The sequence below is a fragment of the Sinomonas atrocyanea genome, assembly GCF_001577305.1.
Taxonomy (GTDB): Bacteria; Actinomycetota; Actinomycetes; order Actinomycetales; family Micrococcaceae; genus Sinomonas; species Sinomonas atrocyanea.
Map to the genome: position 1 here is coordinate 778,764 of NZ_CP014518.1, position 16,115 is coordinate 794,878.

Annotated in this window: 15 protein-coding genes, 1 tRNA gene and 1 pseudogene; 9 read left to right on the forward strand and 8 right to left on the reverse strand. The window is 70.8% G+C overall.

What is annotated here, in order from left to right; all coding sequences use genetic code 11:
- Nucleotide 1 precedes the first annotated feature (1 nt).
- Complete coding sequence (locus SA2016_RS03755) at nt 2-835, reverse strand: slipin family protein (protein ID WP_066495438.1); 834 nt, start codon at nt 833-835, stop codon at nt 2-4.
- Between the two features lie 167 nt (nt 836-1,002).
- Here SA2016_RS03755 and SA2016_RS03760 point away from each other — a divergent pair, with 167 nt between their 5' ends.
- From SA2016_RS03760 to SA2016_RS03770, 3 genes are all read left to right on the forward strand, one after another.
- Nucleotides 1,003-1,659: a hypothetical protein gene (locus SA2016_RS03760; protein ID WP_066495440.1), complete on the forward strand. Its 657-nt coding sequence runs from the start codon at nt 1,003-1,005 to the stop codon at nt 1,657-1,659.
- 52 nt (nt 1,660-1,711) lie between these two features.
- Nucleotides 1,712-2,680 carry a magnesium transporter CorA family protein gene (locus tag SA2016_RS03765; RefSeq protein WP_066495442.1) on the forward strand — a complete coding sequence of 323 codons (969 nt, stop codon included), beginning with the start codon at nt 1,712-1,714 and terminating at the stop codon, nt 2,678-2,680.
- Between the two features lie 63 nt (nt 2,681-2,743).
- Nucleotides 2,744-3,403 carry a cyclodeaminase/cyclohydrolase family protein gene (locus SA2016_RS03770; protein ID WP_066495443.1) on the forward strand — a complete coding sequence of 220 codons (660 nt, stop codon included), beginning with the start codon at nt 2,744-2,746 and terminating at the stop codon, nt 3,401-3,403.
- Between the two features lie 161 nt (nt 3,404-3,564).
- Here SA2016_RS03770 and SA2016_RS03775 read toward each other — a convergent pair whose 3' ends face one another.
- The 3 genes from SA2016_RS03775 to SA2016_RS03785 form a co-directional block, all read right to left on the reverse strand.
- Nucleotides 3,565-3,873, reverse strand: coding sequence for a hypothetical protein (locus tag SA2016_RS03775; RefSeq protein ID WP_066495452.1), 309 nt, complete (start codon nt 3,871-3,873; stop codon nt 3,565-3,567).
- Nucleotides 3,874-3,977: 104 nt separating this feature from the next.
- Nucleotides 3,978-4,523 (reverse strand): hypothetical protein, encoded by a 546-nt coding sequence (locus SA2016_RS03780; RefSeq protein ID WP_066495454.1) that lies wholly within the window; start codon nt 4,521-4,523, stop codon nt 3,978-3,980.
- Between the two features lie 243 nt (nt 4,524-4,766).
- Complete coding sequence (locus SA2016_RS03785; RefSeq protein WP_229710807.1) at nt 4,767-7,631, reverse strand: phosphoesterase; 2,865 nt, start codon at nt 7,629-7,631, stop codon at nt 4,767-4,769.
- Nucleotides 7,632-7,888: 257 nt separating this feature from the next.
- Here SA2016_RS03785 and SA2016_RS21955 point away from each other — a divergent pair, with 257 nt between their 5' ends.
- Nucleotides 7,889-8,122 (forward strand): cupin domain-containing protein, encoded by a 234-nt coding sequence (locus SA2016_RS21955; RefSeq protein ID WP_066495457.1) that lies wholly within the window; start codon nt 7,889-7,891, stop codon nt 8,120-8,122.
- A gap of 341 nt (nt 8,123-8,463) precedes the next feature.
- Here SA2016_RS21955 and SA2016_RS03795 read toward each other — a convergent pair.
- Nucleotides 8,464-8,539 (reverse strand) — tRNA-Thr (locus SA2016_RS03795).
- Nucleotides 8,540-8,763: 224 nt separating this feature from the next.
- Here SA2016_RS03795 and SA2016_RS03800 point away from each other — a divergent pair.
- Nucleotides 8,764-9,477 carry an HAD-IA family hydrolase gene (locus tag SA2016_RS03800; protein WP_066495459.1) on the forward strand — a complete coding sequence of 238 codons (714 nt, stop codon included), beginning with the start codon at nt 8,764-8,766 and terminating at the stop codon, nt 9,475-9,477.
- Between the two features lie 13 nt (nt 9,478-9,490).
- Here SA2016_RS03800 and SA2016_RS03805 read toward each other — a convergent pair whose 3' ends face one another.
- From SA2016_RS03805 to tmk, 3 genes and pseudogenes are all read right to left on the reverse strand, one after another.
- Nucleotides 9,491-11,029 carry an alpha/beta hydrolase gene (locus tag SA2016_RS03805; protein ID WP_066495460.1) on the reverse strand — a complete coding sequence of 513 codons (1,539 nt, stop codon included), beginning with the start codon at nt 11,027-11,029 and terminating at the stop codon, nt 9,491-9,493.
- A gap of 8 nt (nt 11,030-11,037) precedes the next feature.
- Nucleotides 11,038-12,179: pseudogene (locus SA2016_RS03810) on the reverse strand (DNA polymerase III subunit delta').
- Nucleotides 12,176-12,814 carry a dTMP kinase gene (gene tmk, locus SA2016_RS03815; protein ID WP_257125849.1) on the reverse strand — a complete coding sequence of 213 codons (639 nt, stop codon included), beginning with the start codon at nt 12,812-12,814 and terminating at the stop codon, nt 12,176-12,178. The pseudogene SA2016_RS03810 and the gene tmk overlap by 4 nt, the downstream one beginning before the upstream one ends.
- Nucleotides 12,815-12,985: 171 nt before the next feature.
- Here tmk and SA2016_RS03820 point away from each other — a divergent pair, with 171 nt between their 5' ends.
- The 4 genes from SA2016_RS03820 to SA2016_RS03835 are packed head-to-tail and all read left to right on the forward strand — an operon-like array spanning nt 12,986 to nt 16,114.
- A complete protein-coding gene (locus tag SA2016_RS03820) occupies nt 12,986-14,155 on the forward strand; it encodes a trans-sulfuration enzyme family protein (protein WP_066495463.1) in 1,170 nt (389 codons plus the stop codon).
- Between the two features lie 9 nt (nt 14,156-14,164).
- Complete coding sequence (locus SA2016_RS03825; protein ID WP_066495466.1) at nt 14,165-14,488, forward strand: DUF2516 family protein; 324 nt, start codon at nt 14,165-14,167, stop codon at nt 14,486-14,488.
- Between the two features lie 55 nt (nt 14,489-14,543).
- On the forward strand, nt 14,544-15,371 hold the full coding sequence (locus SA2016_RS03830; RefSeq protein WP_141305454.1) for a class I SAM-dependent methyltransferase: 828 nt from the start codon (nt 14,544-14,546) through the stop codon (nt 15,369-15,371).
- The gene (locus SA2016_RS03835; protein ID WP_066495467.1) at nt 15,368-16,114 is read left to right on the forward strand and encodes a phosphoglyceromutase; all 747 of its coding nucleotides are present in this window, start codon (nt 15,368-15,370) and stop codon (nt 16,112-16,114) included. The genes SA2016_RS03830 and SA2016_RS03835 overlap by 4 nt, the downstream gene beginning before the upstream one ends.
- Nucleotide 16,115 lies beyond the last annotated feature (1 nt).

The following is a 16,115-nucleotide window of genomic DNA, read 5'->3' on the forward strand; positions in this document are numbered from 1 at the left end:
CTCAGGCGGCCTTGACGGGGGACTTCGAGTCCGCGGCCGGTGCGGCCGCTGCGGCCGCTGCAGCCTGGTTCTCCCGGGCGATGAAGGCCGAGAGCTCTCCGATCATGCTCATCAGCGGGGCGGGGAAGACCACCGTGGTGTTCTTGTCGACCCCGATCTCCACCAGGCTCTGGAGGTTGCGCAGCTGCAGGGCGAGCGGGTGGGCCATCATCGTGTCGGAGGCCTCGCCCAGCGCCGTGGCGGAGATGGCCTCGCCCTCGGCGGCGATGATCTTGGCCCTCTTCTCCCGCTCGGCCTCGGCCTGCCGCGCCATGGCCCGCTTCATGCTCTCGGGCAGCTGGATGTCCTTCAGCTCGACGAGGGTGACCTCGACACCCCACTCGGTGGTCAGGATGTCGAGGATCTGGCGGATGTCGGCGTTGATGCGGCTGGTCTCCGAGAGCGTCTGGTCCAGCGTGTGCTGGCCCACCACCTTGCGGAGGGTGGTCTGGGCGATCTGGTCGATGGCGGCCGCGACATTCTCGATCGCGATCACGGACTTCACCGCATCCACGACCCGGTAGTACGCGACCGCGGAGACGTCGACGCTGACGTTGTCCTGGGTGATGATGCCCTGCGACTGGATCGGCATCGTGACGATCCGAAGGCTCACCAGGGGCAGGCGGTCGACGACCGGGATGATGAGCCGCAGCCCGGGCATCCGCACCCCGACGACCCGGCCGAGCCTGAACAGGACCCCCTGTTCGTACTGGCGGACGATGCGGATCGACATCCTCGCCGCGATGAGGAGCACCACGATGACGATGACGAGGACGGTCAGGGAAACGACGTCCATCGAGATCCCTCCTTCGAGCGCGGACCGCAGGAGGTTCCCGTCTGGCAGCGCAACGGTCCTGGCATCCATCTTCCCTGCCCCCGGTCCAAAGGGTTAGGGGCGGACGGCTCTGCTGTCGGCGCGCCGCCACCGGTCAGCCCCGGCCGAGGGCTTAGACATGGAGGGACATGAATGCCTTCCGCCTCCTCGCCTCCGCGGCAGCGGCCGCCGCGCTCGCCGCCGCCACTGCCGCCTGCTCTGCAGCCTCCCTCGGGACCGCCATCGCCGACGGCCGTTCCGCAGCCTCGGCCTCCGCCCAGCCGTCGCAGCCCGCGGATCCGGGGCAGGTCAAGGAGGTCCACTCGCCGTCGCGGGTCACCGTCGACGAGCAGCTCCCGGCCGGGCACTGCCGGGCCCGCGCGGTGGACGCCGCCGCGGGGAAGTACCTGCCCGACCACGCCTGTACCCCGGGCGCCGTGGACCCGGCCGTCACCCAGGCCACCATCGATTCGACCATCTGCCGGGCCGGCTACACGGCTTCCGTCCGCCCGTCCTCGGCGGCCATGGCCCAGGTGAAGGCCGAGAGCCTGCGCGAATACGGCGAGAGCGCGTCGGCGACGACAGAGTATGACCACCTGGTCAGCCTCGAGCTCGGCGGCGCGAACTCCGTCTCCAACCTGTGGCCCGAGCCCAACAGGACGGGAGCCACCGGCACGACCAACCCCAAGGACGCCGTGGAGAACGCCCTGCACCGGGCCGTCTGCGCCCACACCGTGACGCTCGCGGCCGCCCAGACCGCCATCGCCCACGACTGGACCACGGCCCTCCACGTCCTCGGCCTCTGACCCGCTGCCCGGACCCAGCTCGCACCAAGGTCGCCCTGCCTAGGATTGCGGAATGGTTCGTACCCGGCTGTACCGCGACGGCAAGGTCGAGCGCGAGGACCTCGCGCTCGAGGAGATCAAGGGGCTCCTGGCCGAGGAGGGCGCGACGGTCTGGATCGACTACGAGTCGCCCAGCGACGAGGACCTCTCCGCCATGGAGACGATCCTCGGGCTCCACCGCCTCGCCGTCGAGGACGCGCTCCACGACCACCAGCGACCCAAGCTCGACCGCTACCGGACCCACCTGTTCCTGGCCGCCTACGAGGCGACGCTCGAGCCCGGGGACGGCGGCCTGGCCGTGAACGAGGTCAAGGCGTTCATCACGCGGCGCGCCCTCGTCACGGTGCACGGGCCGGGCTTCTCCGCCGACCGGCTCACGGAGCGGTGGGACCGGGAGACCGACGTCGCGGACCACGGCGTCGCCTTCCTGCTCTGGGGCCTGATCGACCTGCTCGTCGACGGACACTTCGACGTGGTCCAGGACCTCGACGAGCGCATCGAGGACCTCGAGGACGCGCTCTTCGACGACCATTCCTCCGACCACGACCTGCAGCGGCGCTCGTTCGAGCTCCGCAAGGCCCTCGTGCGGCTCCGCAGGGTCGTGCTCCCGATGCGCGAGGTCCTCAACACGGTCCTGCGCCGCGACCTGGACATCGCAGACCCGGCGATGCAGCCGTTCTTCCAGGACGTCTACGACCATGTCCTGCGGGCGTCGGACTGGACCGAATCGCTGCGGGACATGGTCAGCAGCATCCTCGAGACCCATGTGAGCATCCAGGGCAACCGGATGAACCTGGTGATGAAGAAGCTCACCAGCTGGGCCGCGATCATCGCCGTCCCGACTGCCGTCACCGGGTTCTTCGGGCAGAACGTGCCGTTCCTCGGATTCCAGAGCACTCTGGGGCTCGTCCTGTCGCTGAGCCTGATCGTCGGCGGCGGCGTCGGGCTCTACGTCCTCTTCCGTCGCAAGGAGTGGATCTGATCCCCAGAGAGCGGTGACTGCCCGCCGGTGTGGCGCCGCGCATTCTGGGGAAAGGAGGTCCCCGTGGACGAGCCTCAGGATGTCACCACCCGCACCGCGACCGTGGACGTCTGGACGGACGCCCTCGCCCAGTCCACCGGCTCCCCGGGAGGTGGCGCGGGAACAGGGGTGATGCTCGCCGTGGCGGCCTCGCTGGCCTCCATGGTCGCCGGCTACACCGAGGCGGAAGGATCCCGGCGCGCCGAGGTCGACGCGGTGCGGGCGAGGGCGCGGTCGCTCCGCGAGACGGCGCTGCGCCTGGCGGACGACGACGCCTCGGCCTCGCGCGCCTTCGGGGCCGCGTTCCGCCTGGAGCCGGGCCCCGAGAGGGACGAGGCCATCCACCGGGCGTCCGTCGACGCCGCCCGGGCATCAGCCGTCCTCGGCGAGCACGCCATGGACGTGATCGACGATCTGGCCTGGCTCGCGGCCCACGGCAACCGGGCCCTCATCGCCGACGTCGTGGTCGCCTTCGGTGCGCTCCGGGCCGCCGTCGCCGGCGCCCGCACGAACGTCAGCTTCGACCTGGCGTCCCTCCGGTCGGCCGGGAAGACCCTCGAAGAGGTCAGGGGCCTGCACCCGGACCTGTGGCGGGCCGTCGAACAGCTCGAGCGCGCGCTGGGGCGAATCGACAGTCTGACGGCGGACGTCGACGGCCGCGCGGCTCCGACGGGCAGCGTCTGAGCAAAGTCCGAGCGGGGTCGGCGTTTGACCGGAAAGGGCGTTGGGTACAAGTGAGGGTGAGCTTCCTCTCCCGAAAAAGGATTCTCACCGCGGACTGGTAACCCGCAGCGAAGTGGAGGGGCCCTGGCAGCTGGGGCCCCTCCACTTCTGTGTCATGGCCCTCAGAACGCCGAAGCACCGGGGACTGGCATGAGCGGCCCGAACCCCTCGCTCGCCAGGTCGTGGAGCATCTGGTGGTAGGAGGAGAGGGCCAGCGGGGGAATCTGGTGGAGGTCCCCGATGGTCGCGTGCGGTCGGTCGACGCGGTACAGGGCGAGGATCGCCAGGTCCTCCTGGTCATCGTCCAGGGGTCTGTAGGGGCCGATGGGCCGCTCGGCGACGAGGGCCCGCGCGTAGCGGCTGAGACGGTCTGCCGCCGTGGGAGTGCCGGCCAGGCTCCAGGCCCGGACCACGTCATCGATGCCCATCATCGCCCGGCCCTCCTGATGCCGCTGTGCTTCCTGGTTTCACTGTGGCAGCCGGAAGGGGCCCTGGGATGAGACTTTGGTACCGGAATCGCGCACGGAACTGCGGGTCAGCTGGTCCAGTGGGCGGCGGCAGGGTAGGCGGGGGTCTTCTTCATCCGCAGGATGGTGACGGCCCGGGACACGATGAGCGCGTTCAGCGCGAGCCCGCCGAACTGGAAGCCGCCGGTCGTCGACCTGGTCGCCATGTAGAAGACGATGAGGACGAACGCCGCGCCGGCCAGGACGATCGCGGCGATCAGCGGGGCCTTGGCCGTGGAGCGCCGGGCCGCGATGTTCCAGGCGCCGATGCCCGCGTAGGCGAGGGCAAGGAGGCAGAACACGCCGATGATCGCCGCGGCGAGGGCCATGGCGCTCGCCGGGACGTAGCGGCCCGCGGCCTCGATGGCCCGCGTCGCGCCGATGACCGAGGCGATGTTCATGGAGGCGTAGAAGCCGGAGGCGAGGGCCAGGAACAGGGAACTGCACCCCAGGACGAGCCGCCACCGCCTCGACTTCTCGGCATCCTGAGGCAGGAGCGTCCCGGCCGCAGGCCATGGGGCTGCCGGCTGAGCCGGCCACGGCTGCTGGTGCGGAGGCTGCTGGTCATAGCTCATGCTGGTGCTCCTTCTGGCGTGCGGAGCACCTCCTGCGCTCCCCCCAACGAGCAGAGCCTACGCCGTGCGGCAGGCTGAGCCGGGCCGGCCGCGCGCATTGCACCCCGCGCGGAATCCAGCGCGAAGGACCACCATGCCCGTACCCTGCTGGCCGCCGCGGTCGAAGGGGCTGAGGCCCACCCCCTCGGGGGTGGGCCTCAGCCTTCTGGCCTCAGGTCTGCTGCCGCCTACCGTCAGGGGTGGTCAGTCGTCGTGGTCGGTCGATCCAGCGGGGACACCCGGAACGTCGTTGGGGCCGTAGATCTTGGCGTCGCCCGGGTAGGGGCTCTGCCACCGGTGGGTCTGGTACCAGGTCCAGCGGTTGAACAGGTTCGGGTTCGCGTAGTCTTCCTTCGCTCCGTTGCCGGTCAGGTGCTGCTGCTCGGACCAGTCCTCCCACTGCTTGGCGGTGGTCTGCATCGGTGCTGGGACGGCCGCGGCCTGGGCTGCCGACGCGTTCACCGCATCGGCTGCGGCGCCGGTCTGGCCCAGCGTGTCGAGTCCGCAGGCGGGCGCGGTCTTGACGCCTTCGGTGAGCGGCACCTGGTTGCGGACCGTGGTGTAGGGCGTCATGTCGGCCTTGGTGGTGAAGGCGTCGAACATGGGGGTGGCCGCGGCGACCTTCTGGTTGAGCGGCTGGGCTCCGAGGATCTGCTCGATGGTGCGGACCATGTTGATCTGCGAGTAGTAGGTGCTCACGGTGCGGCCGTGGACTGCGTACGGGCTGATGACCTGCACCGGCGCGCGGTGGCCGTCGATGTGGTCCGCACCGTTCTGGCTGTCGTCCTCGGCGATGAAGATCGCGGAATCCTTCCAGTACTGGGAGTGCGAGATCTCGTCGACGATCTTGCCCACGGCCAGGTCGTTGTCGGCAACCTGGGCTTCCGGGTCGGCTGTGCCGCCGGTGTGGTCGCTGGAGAGCCACATCATCTGGAAGTTCTTCGGGCCGTTCTTCTCGAAGTCCTGCTTCCAGGTCGCGTAGCGGTAGATGTCCGGCACCGCGGTGTCGAACGGGGCCGCGTTCGTGTCGGTGATGTCGTTGAGGGAAGGGATCGCCGAGCCGGCGTGCATCTGCAGCGACGGGGTGAAGAGCTGGGAAGGGTCGCCTCCGGCCATGGTGCTGGTCGCGGCGCAGTAGTAGTTCTGCCACGTGGCGCCGGCGGGCTTGCCCTCTTCCGAGTCGAACTCGCCGTAGTTCCGCGCCGTGTTGCCGGCGCCCTGGATGGACGTCCAGAGGAAGCCCGAGCGCTGGTGGCCGAGCACGTCGTCCTCGGTGTCGTAGGAGCGCTTGTACTCGCCGGCGCTGGTCTCCGTGTAGGCCGGGTTGTCACCCTGCATCATCCAGTTGTGGCCCTCGGCGGAGTTCGTGCCGATGTCGTAGGTGTTGTCGTACAGCCCGAACTGGCTGGCGAGCGCGTGCTGGTTCGGGGTGACCTTCGCGCCGAACTGGGCGAGCGACGCGTCGCCGTTGCCCTGCTTCATGTCGCCGTAGACCTGGTCGTAGGTGCGGTTCTCCTTGACGATCAGGAACACGTGCTTGATGGCCGACGGCTCCCCGAGCCGCTTCGGCACGGCCACCGCGGGGATCTTGGCGGCCTCTGCTGCCGTGGCCTGCTTGACTGAGCTGCCGTCCCAGCCGTTCTGCTGGGACACCGTCGCCGTGTACTCCTTGATCTGCTCGTCCCCCGGCAGGGTGAATCGGGTGAGCGAGGCCGTGGTGGAGTGCGTGCCGTGACCTGTCGCGACGCTGGTGCCCTGGCCCTTGTCGAAGCTGAGCTCGGGGCCCCGCGCATCAATGCCGCGGACGTTGGTCACCACGATCTGGCCGTTCACCGCGGTGACGTTGCCCGGGTAGTAGTCCGTGGGCAGCAGGCCGATGTAGCTGGCCGGGTCCTTCGGGTCCTTCTTGTCGACCTTGTAGACGGCGACGGCGTTGGCGCGACCCAGCGAGACCAGCAGGTGATCGCCCTGCATGGTGATTCCCGTCGGCTCGTAGCCCACCTGCGAAGGAGCCCACGGCTGTGTCGCAATGGTCTGCAGCACCTTGTTCTCGGCGGTGTCGACGACCGAGACGGTGTCGCTGTTCGTGTTCGCCACATACAGCGTGGAGCCGTCGAGGTACATCGCTGTCGGGTGCAGCTGGACGTCGATCGCCGAGACCGGAGCGGCGGCGTTCGCGGTGTCGATGACACTGAGGGTGCCGGTGGTGGAGGTGCCGAGGTTGGGGTCCGCCGGAACCTGCGTTCCGTAGGAGTTCATCGTCGCCTCTCCCGGGGCAGCCTGGCGGCCTCCCTCGTTGGAGACGTACAGCGTGGTGCCGACGAACGTGAGCTGGCGCGGGGCGATGCCGGTACTGATGGTCCGCTTGATGGTGCCCGTGGCCGGGTCGATGGCCACGACCGCGTTCTGCCCGTTCACGGCGGCGTACAGGGTGGAGCCGTCGGGGGAGAACGCCATGCCCGCGGTCAGCGCCTGCTTGCCGCCCAGTGTCGGGATGCTGATCGTGGTGCCGGCGCCGAGCGTGCCGTCGCCGTTGAAGGGGTAGCGGACGATCCCGGTGGCGACCGGCTCGTAGAGGAACTTGCCGTCGGGGGAGAAGACCGGGCCGTCCTGGCCGACGGAGCCGTCCGAGATCTTCTGGTACGCCATGGTCCCGTAGCCTGCGCTGCTCGCGGCCGAGGAGAACGACGTCGCCGCCATGGTGCCCGCCGCTGCGACGGGCTTGTAGGTGCGGAGGTCGAAGACCTGCAGGTCGACCGAACGGTCCGTGCTCGTCCCGACGAGGAAGTGCCCGTCCGGGCTGACGGTCGAGCCCATGATCTTCCCGAACGGGGTCATCAGGCGGTCGCCGATGGGTTTGATTACCTGGTCCGAGGAAATCTGCAGGCCGCCTTCGCTCTCGGTGCCCACCTGGTGCTGGCCGAACGCGATCGTCGAGGCGGCGGCGACGCCGCCGCCCAGAAGCGCGATGCCGCAGCTCGCGGCGACAATGGCGAGCGGCTTGCGCCCCTCAGCGAGCCTGGACAGCCGGTGCAGGCCGGAAGCAGCGCCGTGGCGGATGGTGGGCAATCTTCGGGTGGCTCTTTGCCGTGGGGCCATTGCGGTTCTCCTCTTCTCAGCCCAGAGGGCTCGCGGCGCGAGTGGGCGAGGTATCGATGGTGTCCGGGAGGCTCCCCGGTGGCTTGAGGGACGAAGGCGCGTGAGGGCCGGATCCCGGCCTTACAAGCCTTGTCGCTGAGTCTTACATTCCTGTGAAGACCCTGTGATGCGCCGTTGAACTGAGGGGGAACAGCGGGCGCCCCCCGGAAAAGCGCCACGCGGAGGCCATGGCGGTGGCCCCGGGGACCTCCTCGATGAACTTCAAGTTCCCGGGATTCATGGAATCGCACGAGGACTTCATCGGCGGCTGGAACGTCAGCATCATGACCTGCAGCACTGACCTCGACCAGGCGCCGCTGTTCAAGGGCGGCCCCGATGACATGTGCCCCGCCACCCACCTTGGCTACGTGCTCAAGGGCAAGTTCGGGGTGCGCAGGGCCGATGGGACCGAGGAGACCTAGGAGGCAGGGGAGGCCTTCGTCATCGAGCCGGGGCACATCCCGGTCAACTATGTGGACAGCGAGTACGTGGCGTTCACGTCAACCGAAGACGCCCAGCGCCAGACGGCGATCATGATGCCGAACCTCGAGAAGTTCGCAGCGTCCCACGGGATGGAGCTTCCTGAGCAGATGAGGCAGATGTTGCCGTCCTCCCACCCATGAGCTCTCGCCGCCCGGGATCGCAGCCCTACTGGGTCAAGGATGGCGAGCACGTCGGGGCTTTGGTCTGGGTGATCGGGGATGCGTGGGGACACGAGAAAGCCCCTCTCTGATCTGCGTTTCCGCAGGTCAAAGAGGGGCTGTGGAGCCTCCTAGCAGGATCGAACTGCTGACCTTCTCATTACGAGTGAGACGCTCTACCGTCTGAGCTAAGGAGGCGTTCCAGCGGTCCGCCGTTCGTCGAACCACCGAGAGACAACTGTAGTCGAGCGCCTCGGCCGGGGTCAAAACGGAGCGCCGCCTGTCCGCGGGCGCCCGCAGCCCCGCATCCGAAGGTGTTCACCCGGCGTACTCGGCACGTTCAGGCGTCTGACCGCGGCGGCTGGGATGCTCGGCAGAACCGCGGCCGATCCTGGGCCGTCGAGACGAACGAGGTCCCATCAATGACGCTGCACCTGCGGCCGGCCCCCGAGCGCACGCCACGCCTTGCCGTGCTGGACATGAACGGCACCACTGTGACGGACGGGGGCGCCGCCGAGCGAGCGGTCGAACAGGTGCTGCACGCCCGCGGAGTGCAGGGAGAGCGGCTCGCGGAGGCGCTCGCCCAGTCCCGCCGCAGCGCGGGCCTGGACCGCGCCGAGCTCTTCTCGCGCGTCTTCACGGACGACGGCGGCACCGCCCGGGCGGCCTCGCGCGCCTTCTCGGAGGCGTACGACGCGATGATCACCGCCGGAGCCGTGGCGGCCGTCCCGGGGGCCGAGGACACCGTGCACCTGCTGCGGGAACGGGGCGTCAGGGTGTGCTTCGCTACCGGGTTCGGCCGGCACACCCAGAACAGCGTCCTCGAGGCCCTCGGCTGGATGGGCCTGGCCGACCTCTCGCTCTGCTCTGAGGACGCCGGCCGCGGACGCCCCTTCCCGGACATGGTCCTCACGGCGGTCCTGGCGCTGGACATCGAGGACGTCCGGGATGTCGTCGTGGTCGGCGACACCGAGGCGGACATCGTCTCGGGCCGGCGGGCCGGCGCGGGCGCCGCCGTCGGCGTCCTCACCGGAGCCCAGACCGCCGGCGAGCTGCACGCCGCCGGGGCGGACGCCGTCGTGCCCTCCATCGCGGACCTGCCGAGGCTGCTCTGGGGGGAGCCGGAAGCGCGCTGAGCGGCCCGGCCGGTCAGCAGCGGGTGCCGTCGGTGGGCGCCTTGCGGTCCACGAGGTAGGAGTCCACGGCGTTGTCCACGCACGTCGAGCCCCGCCCGTAGGCGGTGTGGCCCTCGCCCTTCCAGGTCAGCAGGGCCGCATTGCCGAGCTGCTTGCGGAGGTTCCCGGCCCACTCGTACGGGGTCGCCGGGTCGCCGGTGGTGCCCACCACGAGGATCGGGCTCTGGCCCGTGTAGTGCGCGGGCGCCGGAGTGCGGACCGGCTTGTAGGGCCAGTCGCGGCAGTTGACCCCGCCATAGGCGAAGAACTCCCCGAGGGTGGGCGAGTCCTGCTTGAGCTGGGCCGCCTCGGCCCGCATCGCGGCGGGGGAGGCGTCCGTGGAGTAGTCGAGGCAGTTGTACGCCATGAAGGCGAAGTTGCTGTTGGAGCTGTAGGTGCCGTCCTGCTCGCGGTCCGCGGCGATGTCCGCCAGGCGGAGCATTCCGCTGCCGTCACCCTTGAAGGCGCCCACGAGGGCCTGGGTCAGGGCCGGCCAGTTCTTGTCGTTGTACAGGGGCAGGATGAAGCCGTTGACGAAGTCGGTGACGTTGATGGTGCGGCCGCTGTTGGTATGCAGGGGGCTCTGCCGCACCGTCGCGAGCAGCGCCTGGATCTTCGCCACCCCCGCGTCCTCGGACCCGGAGAGCGGGCAGTCGGACTGCGTCAGGCACGAGCGCACGTAGGCGTGCACCGCCGCCTCGAAGCCCCGCGCCTGGCCGCGCGTGATCTCGTGGTTGTCGAGCGAGGGGTCCAGGGCGCCGTCGAGCACCATGCGGCCCACCCGGTCGGGGAACAGGGTCGCGTAGGTGGAGCCGAGGAACGTGCCGTAGGAGTAGCCGAGGTAGTCGAGCTGGACCTCGCGGGACGCGGCGGCGCGGATGATGTCCATGTCCTTGGCCGCGCTGATGGTGTCGGTGTGCGCGAGCATGGGCCCGCTGTGCGCCTGGCACGCGTCGATGAGCTTCTTCTGCTCGGCGAACGTCGCCGCGAGGCCCGCATCGGTGTCGGGGTCCGCCGTGAACTGCCGCAGGGCGTCCCGCTCCGAATCGCTCACGCAGGTCACGGGCGCCGAGCGCTTGACCCCTCTGGGGTCGAAGCCGATCACGTTGTAGGAGTCGAGCAGCTTCGCGGAGAACATGGTCTGCGCGGAGTCCTTGACCATGTCGTAGCCCGAGCCGCCCGGGCCGCCCGGGTTGACCAGGAGGTTCCCCTTGGCGTTGCGGCCCTTGAGGCGGATCAGCGCGAGGTCGGCCGTGTCGCCGCCCGGCTTGGCGTAGTCGACCGGCACCTTGACGGTGGTGCAGTCGAACTTGCCGCCCTCGCAGGGGCTCCACTGGACGTTCTGCGTGTAGAACTTCTCGAGTCCCGCCGGAGCGCCCTGGGTCGCCGCCGGATCGCTGCTGGCCTGCGGGCCGCCTGCGGACGGGGTGCAGCCCGTGAGCACCGTCAGGGCCGTCACGAGCGCGGCCAGCACGGCAGCCAGCCGGCGGCGCGGGGGAGCGGGGAACGTCACAGGTCTCCTCAGATCAGGGCAACGGCCATCGCCTCGACCGCGAGGAGCGGGGCGACGTTCGTGGTGGTGATGCGCTGGCGGGTGGTGTTGATGGCGTCCATGCGGGCCAAGGTGGCCTCGGGCGTGGACTTCGCGGCGAAGCTCTGGATGTCCTCGGCCAGCTCGGCATTGACCGGCTCGAGGCCGCCGTCGAGCTGGACCATCAGCACATCCCGGTAGAACGAGAGCAGATCGGTCAGGGTGCGGTCCAGGGAGTCCGTGACGGAGCGCTTCGCGCGGCGCTTCTGGTCCTCCTCGAGCTGGCGGACCTGGGCGCGCAGCGACGGCGGCAGCTTGTCGCCCTCGGCCACCCCGAGCGTCGCGAGGAGCCGGGCGCGCTCCGCGGCGTCGCGCTCGTCATTGGAGGCGTTCGCCTCCTCAGTGGCGATCTTCACGAGCTGCTCGGCGAGGGCCACGGCCTGGGAGACCGTGGTGAGGGCCAGCGGCGCGCGCACGGTGTCGGTGCGCCGCTGCCGCGCCGTGGGATCGTTGGCCAGCCGGCGGGCGATCCCGATGTGGCTCTGGGCGGCCCGCGCCGCCTCGAGCGCGAGGTGCGCCTCGGCGCCGTCGCGCTCCACGAGGAGCGCGGCGACGTCCTGCACCGGCGGCAGGCGCAGGCCCACCGGGCGGCAGCGCGAGCGGATGGTCACGAGCACATCGGCGGGGGAGGGGGCGCACAGCATCCACACGGTGCGCGGGGTGGGCTCCTCGATCGCCTTGAGGAGCACGTTCGTGGTCCGCTCGGCCATGCGGTCGGCGTCCTCGACCACGATCACGCGGTAGCGGCCCGTCTGCGGGCGGTCGCCCGCCTTGGCGACCATCTCGCGGGCCTCGTCGATCGTGATCGTCACCTTCTCGGTCCGCACGAACTCGACGTCGGGGTGGGTCTCGGTGAGGACCGCCTGGCAGCCGGGGCACTGCCCGCAGCCGCGCGCCAGGACGTCCTCGGCCTCGCAGTTGAGGGCGGCCGCGAACGCCTTGGCCGCGGTCGAGCGGCCCGAGCCAGGGGGCCCGTGAACAGCCAGGCATGGGTGAGCCCGTCGCCCGCGGCGGCCCGGCGCAGCTGCTCGACCACGGGGGCCTGGCCCCGGAGCTCGTCCCAGACGCTCATGCGGGCGCCCCGCCGGCCGCTGCGGGCGCCGCGAGCGCTGCCCTGACCCGTCCGAGGACCTCCGCCGCGAGGTCCTCGGGCGCTCGGGCCGCGTCGAGTACGAGGCAGGCCGAGGGGTCGGCGGCGGCAAGGTCGAGGAAGGCCCGGCGGACGCTTCGGTGGAAGTCGTCGGGCTCGGACTCGAGCCGGTCCTCCTCGCCGCGCCCTGCCGTGCGGCGCGCCCGGCCCTCGCCCTCGTCCACGTCGAGCACCACGGTCACGTCCGGCCAGAGGCCCTCCGTGGCCCAGGCGTTGAGCGCGCGCACCTCGGGCGCGCCGAGGCCGCGGGCAACGCCCTGGTAGACCACCGAGGAGCCGATGTACCGGTCCGTGATCACCACGGCGCCCCGGTCCAGGGCGGGGCGGATCGACTGGGCCACGTGGGCGGCGCGGGCTGCGGCGAAGATGAGCGCCTCGGTGCGCGGGTCGATTTCTCCGTGGCCGTGCTCGAGCACGAGTCCGCGCAGCTTCTCGCCGATCTCCGTCCCGCCCGGTTCGCGGGTCAGGAGCACCTCGTGCCCCTCGGCACGGAGTGCGTCCGCGAGGAGCCGGGCCTGGGTCGATTTGCCCGCGCCGTCGCCGCCCTCGAACGCCACGAAGAGCCCCGGCGCGGAGCGCAGGCCGGAGCCGTGCGGAACTCTGGGCTGGGGGCTGGACTGGGGGACGAGGGGGAGATCACCGCTTCTAGGTTACCGGTGGATGCGCCGCTCGCCGCAAAGGCCCGGGTGCCATGTGGACAGCGCTCGGCGTGTCCTAGATTGGGACGCATGAGAGCCGACCCCGAGTACCCGCACCTCGACGACGCTGCGCTCGCAGCCCTCGCCCCGGAGACGCTGGCCGTCGCCGCGGGCCGGCCCCAGCGCGGCACTGACTCCCCGGTGAACCCGGAGATCGTGCTCTCGTCGACCTTCGTGGGCCTGGGCGGCGTGGGAGAGGGCGCCCGGGGGTACGCGCGGTTCTCGAATCCGACCTGGGAGCCGTTCGAGGACGCCGTCGGGAAGCTCGAGGGCTCCCCGCTGCCGGCGCTGCTGTTCAGCTCGGGGATGGGCGCCGTGGCCGCGGCCCTGAGCTTGGTCCCCGTGGGCGGCGTCGTCGTGGCGCCCCGGCACTCGTACTCCGGCACCCTCGGGCTCGCCCAGCTCAAGGCGGAGCGCGGCGAGCTGACGCTCCTCGAGGTGGACATCGAGGACACGGCGGCCACCGTCGCGGCGCTGGACGGCGCGGACGTGCTGTGGGTCGAGAGCCCGACGAACCCCATGATGGAGGTCGCCGACCTCCCGGCCCTCGTCGCCGCAGCGCACGCCTCGGGCGTGCTCGTGGTCGTCGACAACACGTTCTCGACCCCGCTCGGGCAGAAGCCCCTCGGCGTCGGCGCCGACGTCGTGGTGCACTCCGCGACCAAGTACCTGGCTGGGCACTCCGACGTCCTCCTCGGCGTCACTGTGACGGCGGACGAGCAGCTGCGCGCGCGCCTGCACCAGCACCGCACCCTGCACGGCGCGATTGCCGGCCCGGTCGAGGCCTGGCTCGGGCTGCGGGGGCTGCGCACCCTCGCCCTGCGCGTCGAGCGCTCGCAGGCCACCGCCGGAGAGCTCGCGCGCCGCCTCGAGGACCATCCCGCGGTCCAGCGCGTCCGCTACCCCGGGCTGCCCTCCGACCCTGGGCACGAGCGTGCGGCCGCCCAGCTGGCCGGCTTCGGTTCGGTCATCAGCATTGAGCTGGACGGCGCCGAGGCCGCCGACGCGTTCGTGGGCCGGGTCGCGCTGTGGCTCCCGGCCACGAGCCTGGGCGGGGTCGAATCGACCATCGAGCGCCGCCGCCGGCACCTCGCGGAGCCGCACACGGTCCCGGACGGGCTCGTGCGGCTGAGCGTCGGGATCGAGAATGTCGAGGACCTGTGGGACGACCTCCGCCAGGCCCTCGACTCCGGACGGTAGGCTGAGCGCGTGGACGGCAAATTCCTCATCTTCTGGATCCAGTTCGCCTCGTTCTACGTCACCGGGCTGATCTGCGCTGCCGTCGCCGTCTGGGCGTTTGTGGACTGTCTGATCCGCAAGGCGCCCATGTTCGAGGCGCGGATGAAGCGCACCAAGGGCTTCTGGCTCGGGGTCACCGGCGCGGCGGCCTTCGTGACCGTGCTCGGGGTCATCCTCCCGGAGGGCAGCGGCTTCATCTTCGGGTTCGGAGGCTACGGCCTGTTCAACATCGCCGCCGTCACCGCGGCCGGCGTCTACCTCGCCGACGTCCGCCCCGCGGTCGCCCACCGCTGACCCCGCCCCGCGAGGTCGACCCGGGGGAGTGCGGGCGGCCGCTAGGCTTGCCTGCGTGGTGCAGAAGGCGAGGCCCGTCCGGGTGGTGCGCGGCGGCGTCGTCGGCAACGTGACCCGGGGCACCACCAACCCCAATCGCATGCGCCGCGTCGACCGGTGGATCACCGGGACCCAGGCGCGCCGGCTCCTGCTCCATCCGCCCGCCCCGCACGCGGTGGACCTCGGCTACGGGGCCTCGCCCATCACCGCGGTCGAGTTGTTCCTCCGGCTGCGCGCGGTGCGTCCGGACCTGCGCCTGACCGGCATCGAGATCGAGCCGGGCCGCGTCGAGGCCGCGAAGCCGCTCGAGCGCGAGGGCCTCGACTTCCGCGTCGGCGGCTTCGAGCTTCCCGTGGAGGGCCAGCTCGCACTCGTGCGGGCGTTCAACGTGCTGCGCCAGTACGAGGAGGGCGACGTCCCGGGCATCTGGGACCTCGTCCGATCGCGCCTGGCCCCCGGGGGCATCTTCGTCGAGGGCACGTGCGACGAGACCGGCCGCCGCGCCGCCTGGGTGACGCTCGACGCCGCGGGCCCTCGCGCGCTCTCCCTCGCCGTCCGCTTCGGCTCCTTCGAGCGGCCCTCGGACGTCGCCGAGCGGCTGCCCAAGGCGCTCATCCACCGCAACGTGGCGGGGGAGCGCGTGCACGCGTTCCTCTCCGCGCTCGACGCCGCATGGCTGGCCGCCGCGCCCCTGGCACCGTTCGGCGTCCGCCAGCGGTGGCTCGCGATGTGCCGGGCCGTCAAGGCGCAGGGCTGGCCGGTGCTCCACGGCCCCAGCCGGTGGCGGCTGGGCGAAGTAACGGTCGCGTGGGGCGCTGTCGCGCCGGATAGCATGGCCCCATGACCTACACGCTCATCCTGCTGCGCCATGGGCACAGCGAGTGGAACGCCAAGAACCTGTTCACCGGCTGGGTGGATGTGGACCTCAACGACCAGGGCCGCGAGGAGGCCCGCCGCGGCGGGCAGATGCTCGCCGAGGAGGGCCTGCTGCCGGACATCCTCTACACGTCCCGGCTCAAGCGCGCCATCAACACCGCCAACATCGCCCTGGACGTCGCGGACCGCGGCTGGATCGACGTCAAGCGCTCCTGGCGCCTCAACGAGCGCCACTACGGCGCGCTGCAGGGCAAGGACAAGGCCCAGACGCTCGCGGAGTTCGGCGAGGAGCAGTTCATGGTCTGGCGCCGCTCCTACGACACCCCGCCGCCGGCGCTGGCGGACGATTCAGAGTTCTCGCAGGTGGGCGACCCGCGCTACGCGGACCTGGGCGACGACATCCCGCGCACCGAGTGCCTCAAGGACGTCCTCGAGCGCCTCATGCCCTACTGGGAGTCGGAGATCAAGGAGGACCTCAGGGCCGGCAAGAAGGTCCTCGTGACCGCGCACGGCAACTCCCTGCGTGCCCTCGTGAAGCACCTCGACGGCATCAGCGACGAGGACATCGCGGGCCTGAACATCCCCACGGGCATCCCGCTCGTGTACGAGCTCGACGAGGACTTCAAGCCGGTCACCCCGGGCGGCACCTACCTCGACCCCGAGGCTGCCGCCGCCTCGATCGAGGCCGTCAAGAACCAGGGCCGCAAGTAAG

What these genes read in the sequence shown, in the direction of transcription:
- SA2016_RS03755 (WP_066495438.1), bottom strand. Translation starts at nt 835, where the DNA reads ATGGACGTCGTTTCCCTGACCGTCCTCGTCATCGTCATCGTGGTGCTC.
- SA2016_RS03760 (WP_066495440.1), top strand. Translation starts at nt 1,003, where the DNA reads ATGAATGCCTTCCGCCTCCTCGCCTCCGCGGCAGCGGCCGCCGCGCTC.
- SA2016_RS03765 (WP_066495442.1), top strand. Translation starts at nt 1,712, where the DNA reads ATGGTTCGTACCCGGCTGTACCGCGACGGCAAGGTCGAGCGCGAGGAC.
- SA2016_RS03775 (WP_066495452.1), bottom strand. Translation starts at nt 3,873, where the DNA reads ATGATGGGCATCGATGACGTGGTCCGGGCCTGGAGCCTGGCCGGCACT.
- SA2016_RS03780 (WP_066495454.1), bottom strand. Translation starts at nt 4,523, where the DNA reads ATGAGCTATGACCAGCAGCCTCCGCACCAGCAGCCGTGGCCGGCTCAG.
- SA2016_RS21955 (WP_066495457.1), top strand. Translation starts at nt 7,889, where the DNA reads ATGGCGGTGGCCCCGGGGACCTCCTCGATGAACTTCAAGTTCCCGGGA.
- SA2016_RS03800 (WP_066495459.1), top strand. Translation starts at nt 8,764, where the DNA reads ATGACGCTGCACCTGCGGCCGGCCCCCGAGCGCACGCCACGCCTTGCC.
- SA2016_RS03820 (WP_066495463.1), top strand. Translation starts at nt 12,986, where the DNA reads ATGAGAGCCGACCCCGAGTACCCGCACCTCGACGACGCTGCGCTCGCA.
- SA2016_RS03835 (WP_066495467.1), top strand. Translation starts at nt 15,368, where the DNA reads ATGACCTACACGCTCATCCTGCTGCGCCATGGGCACAGCGAGTGGAAC.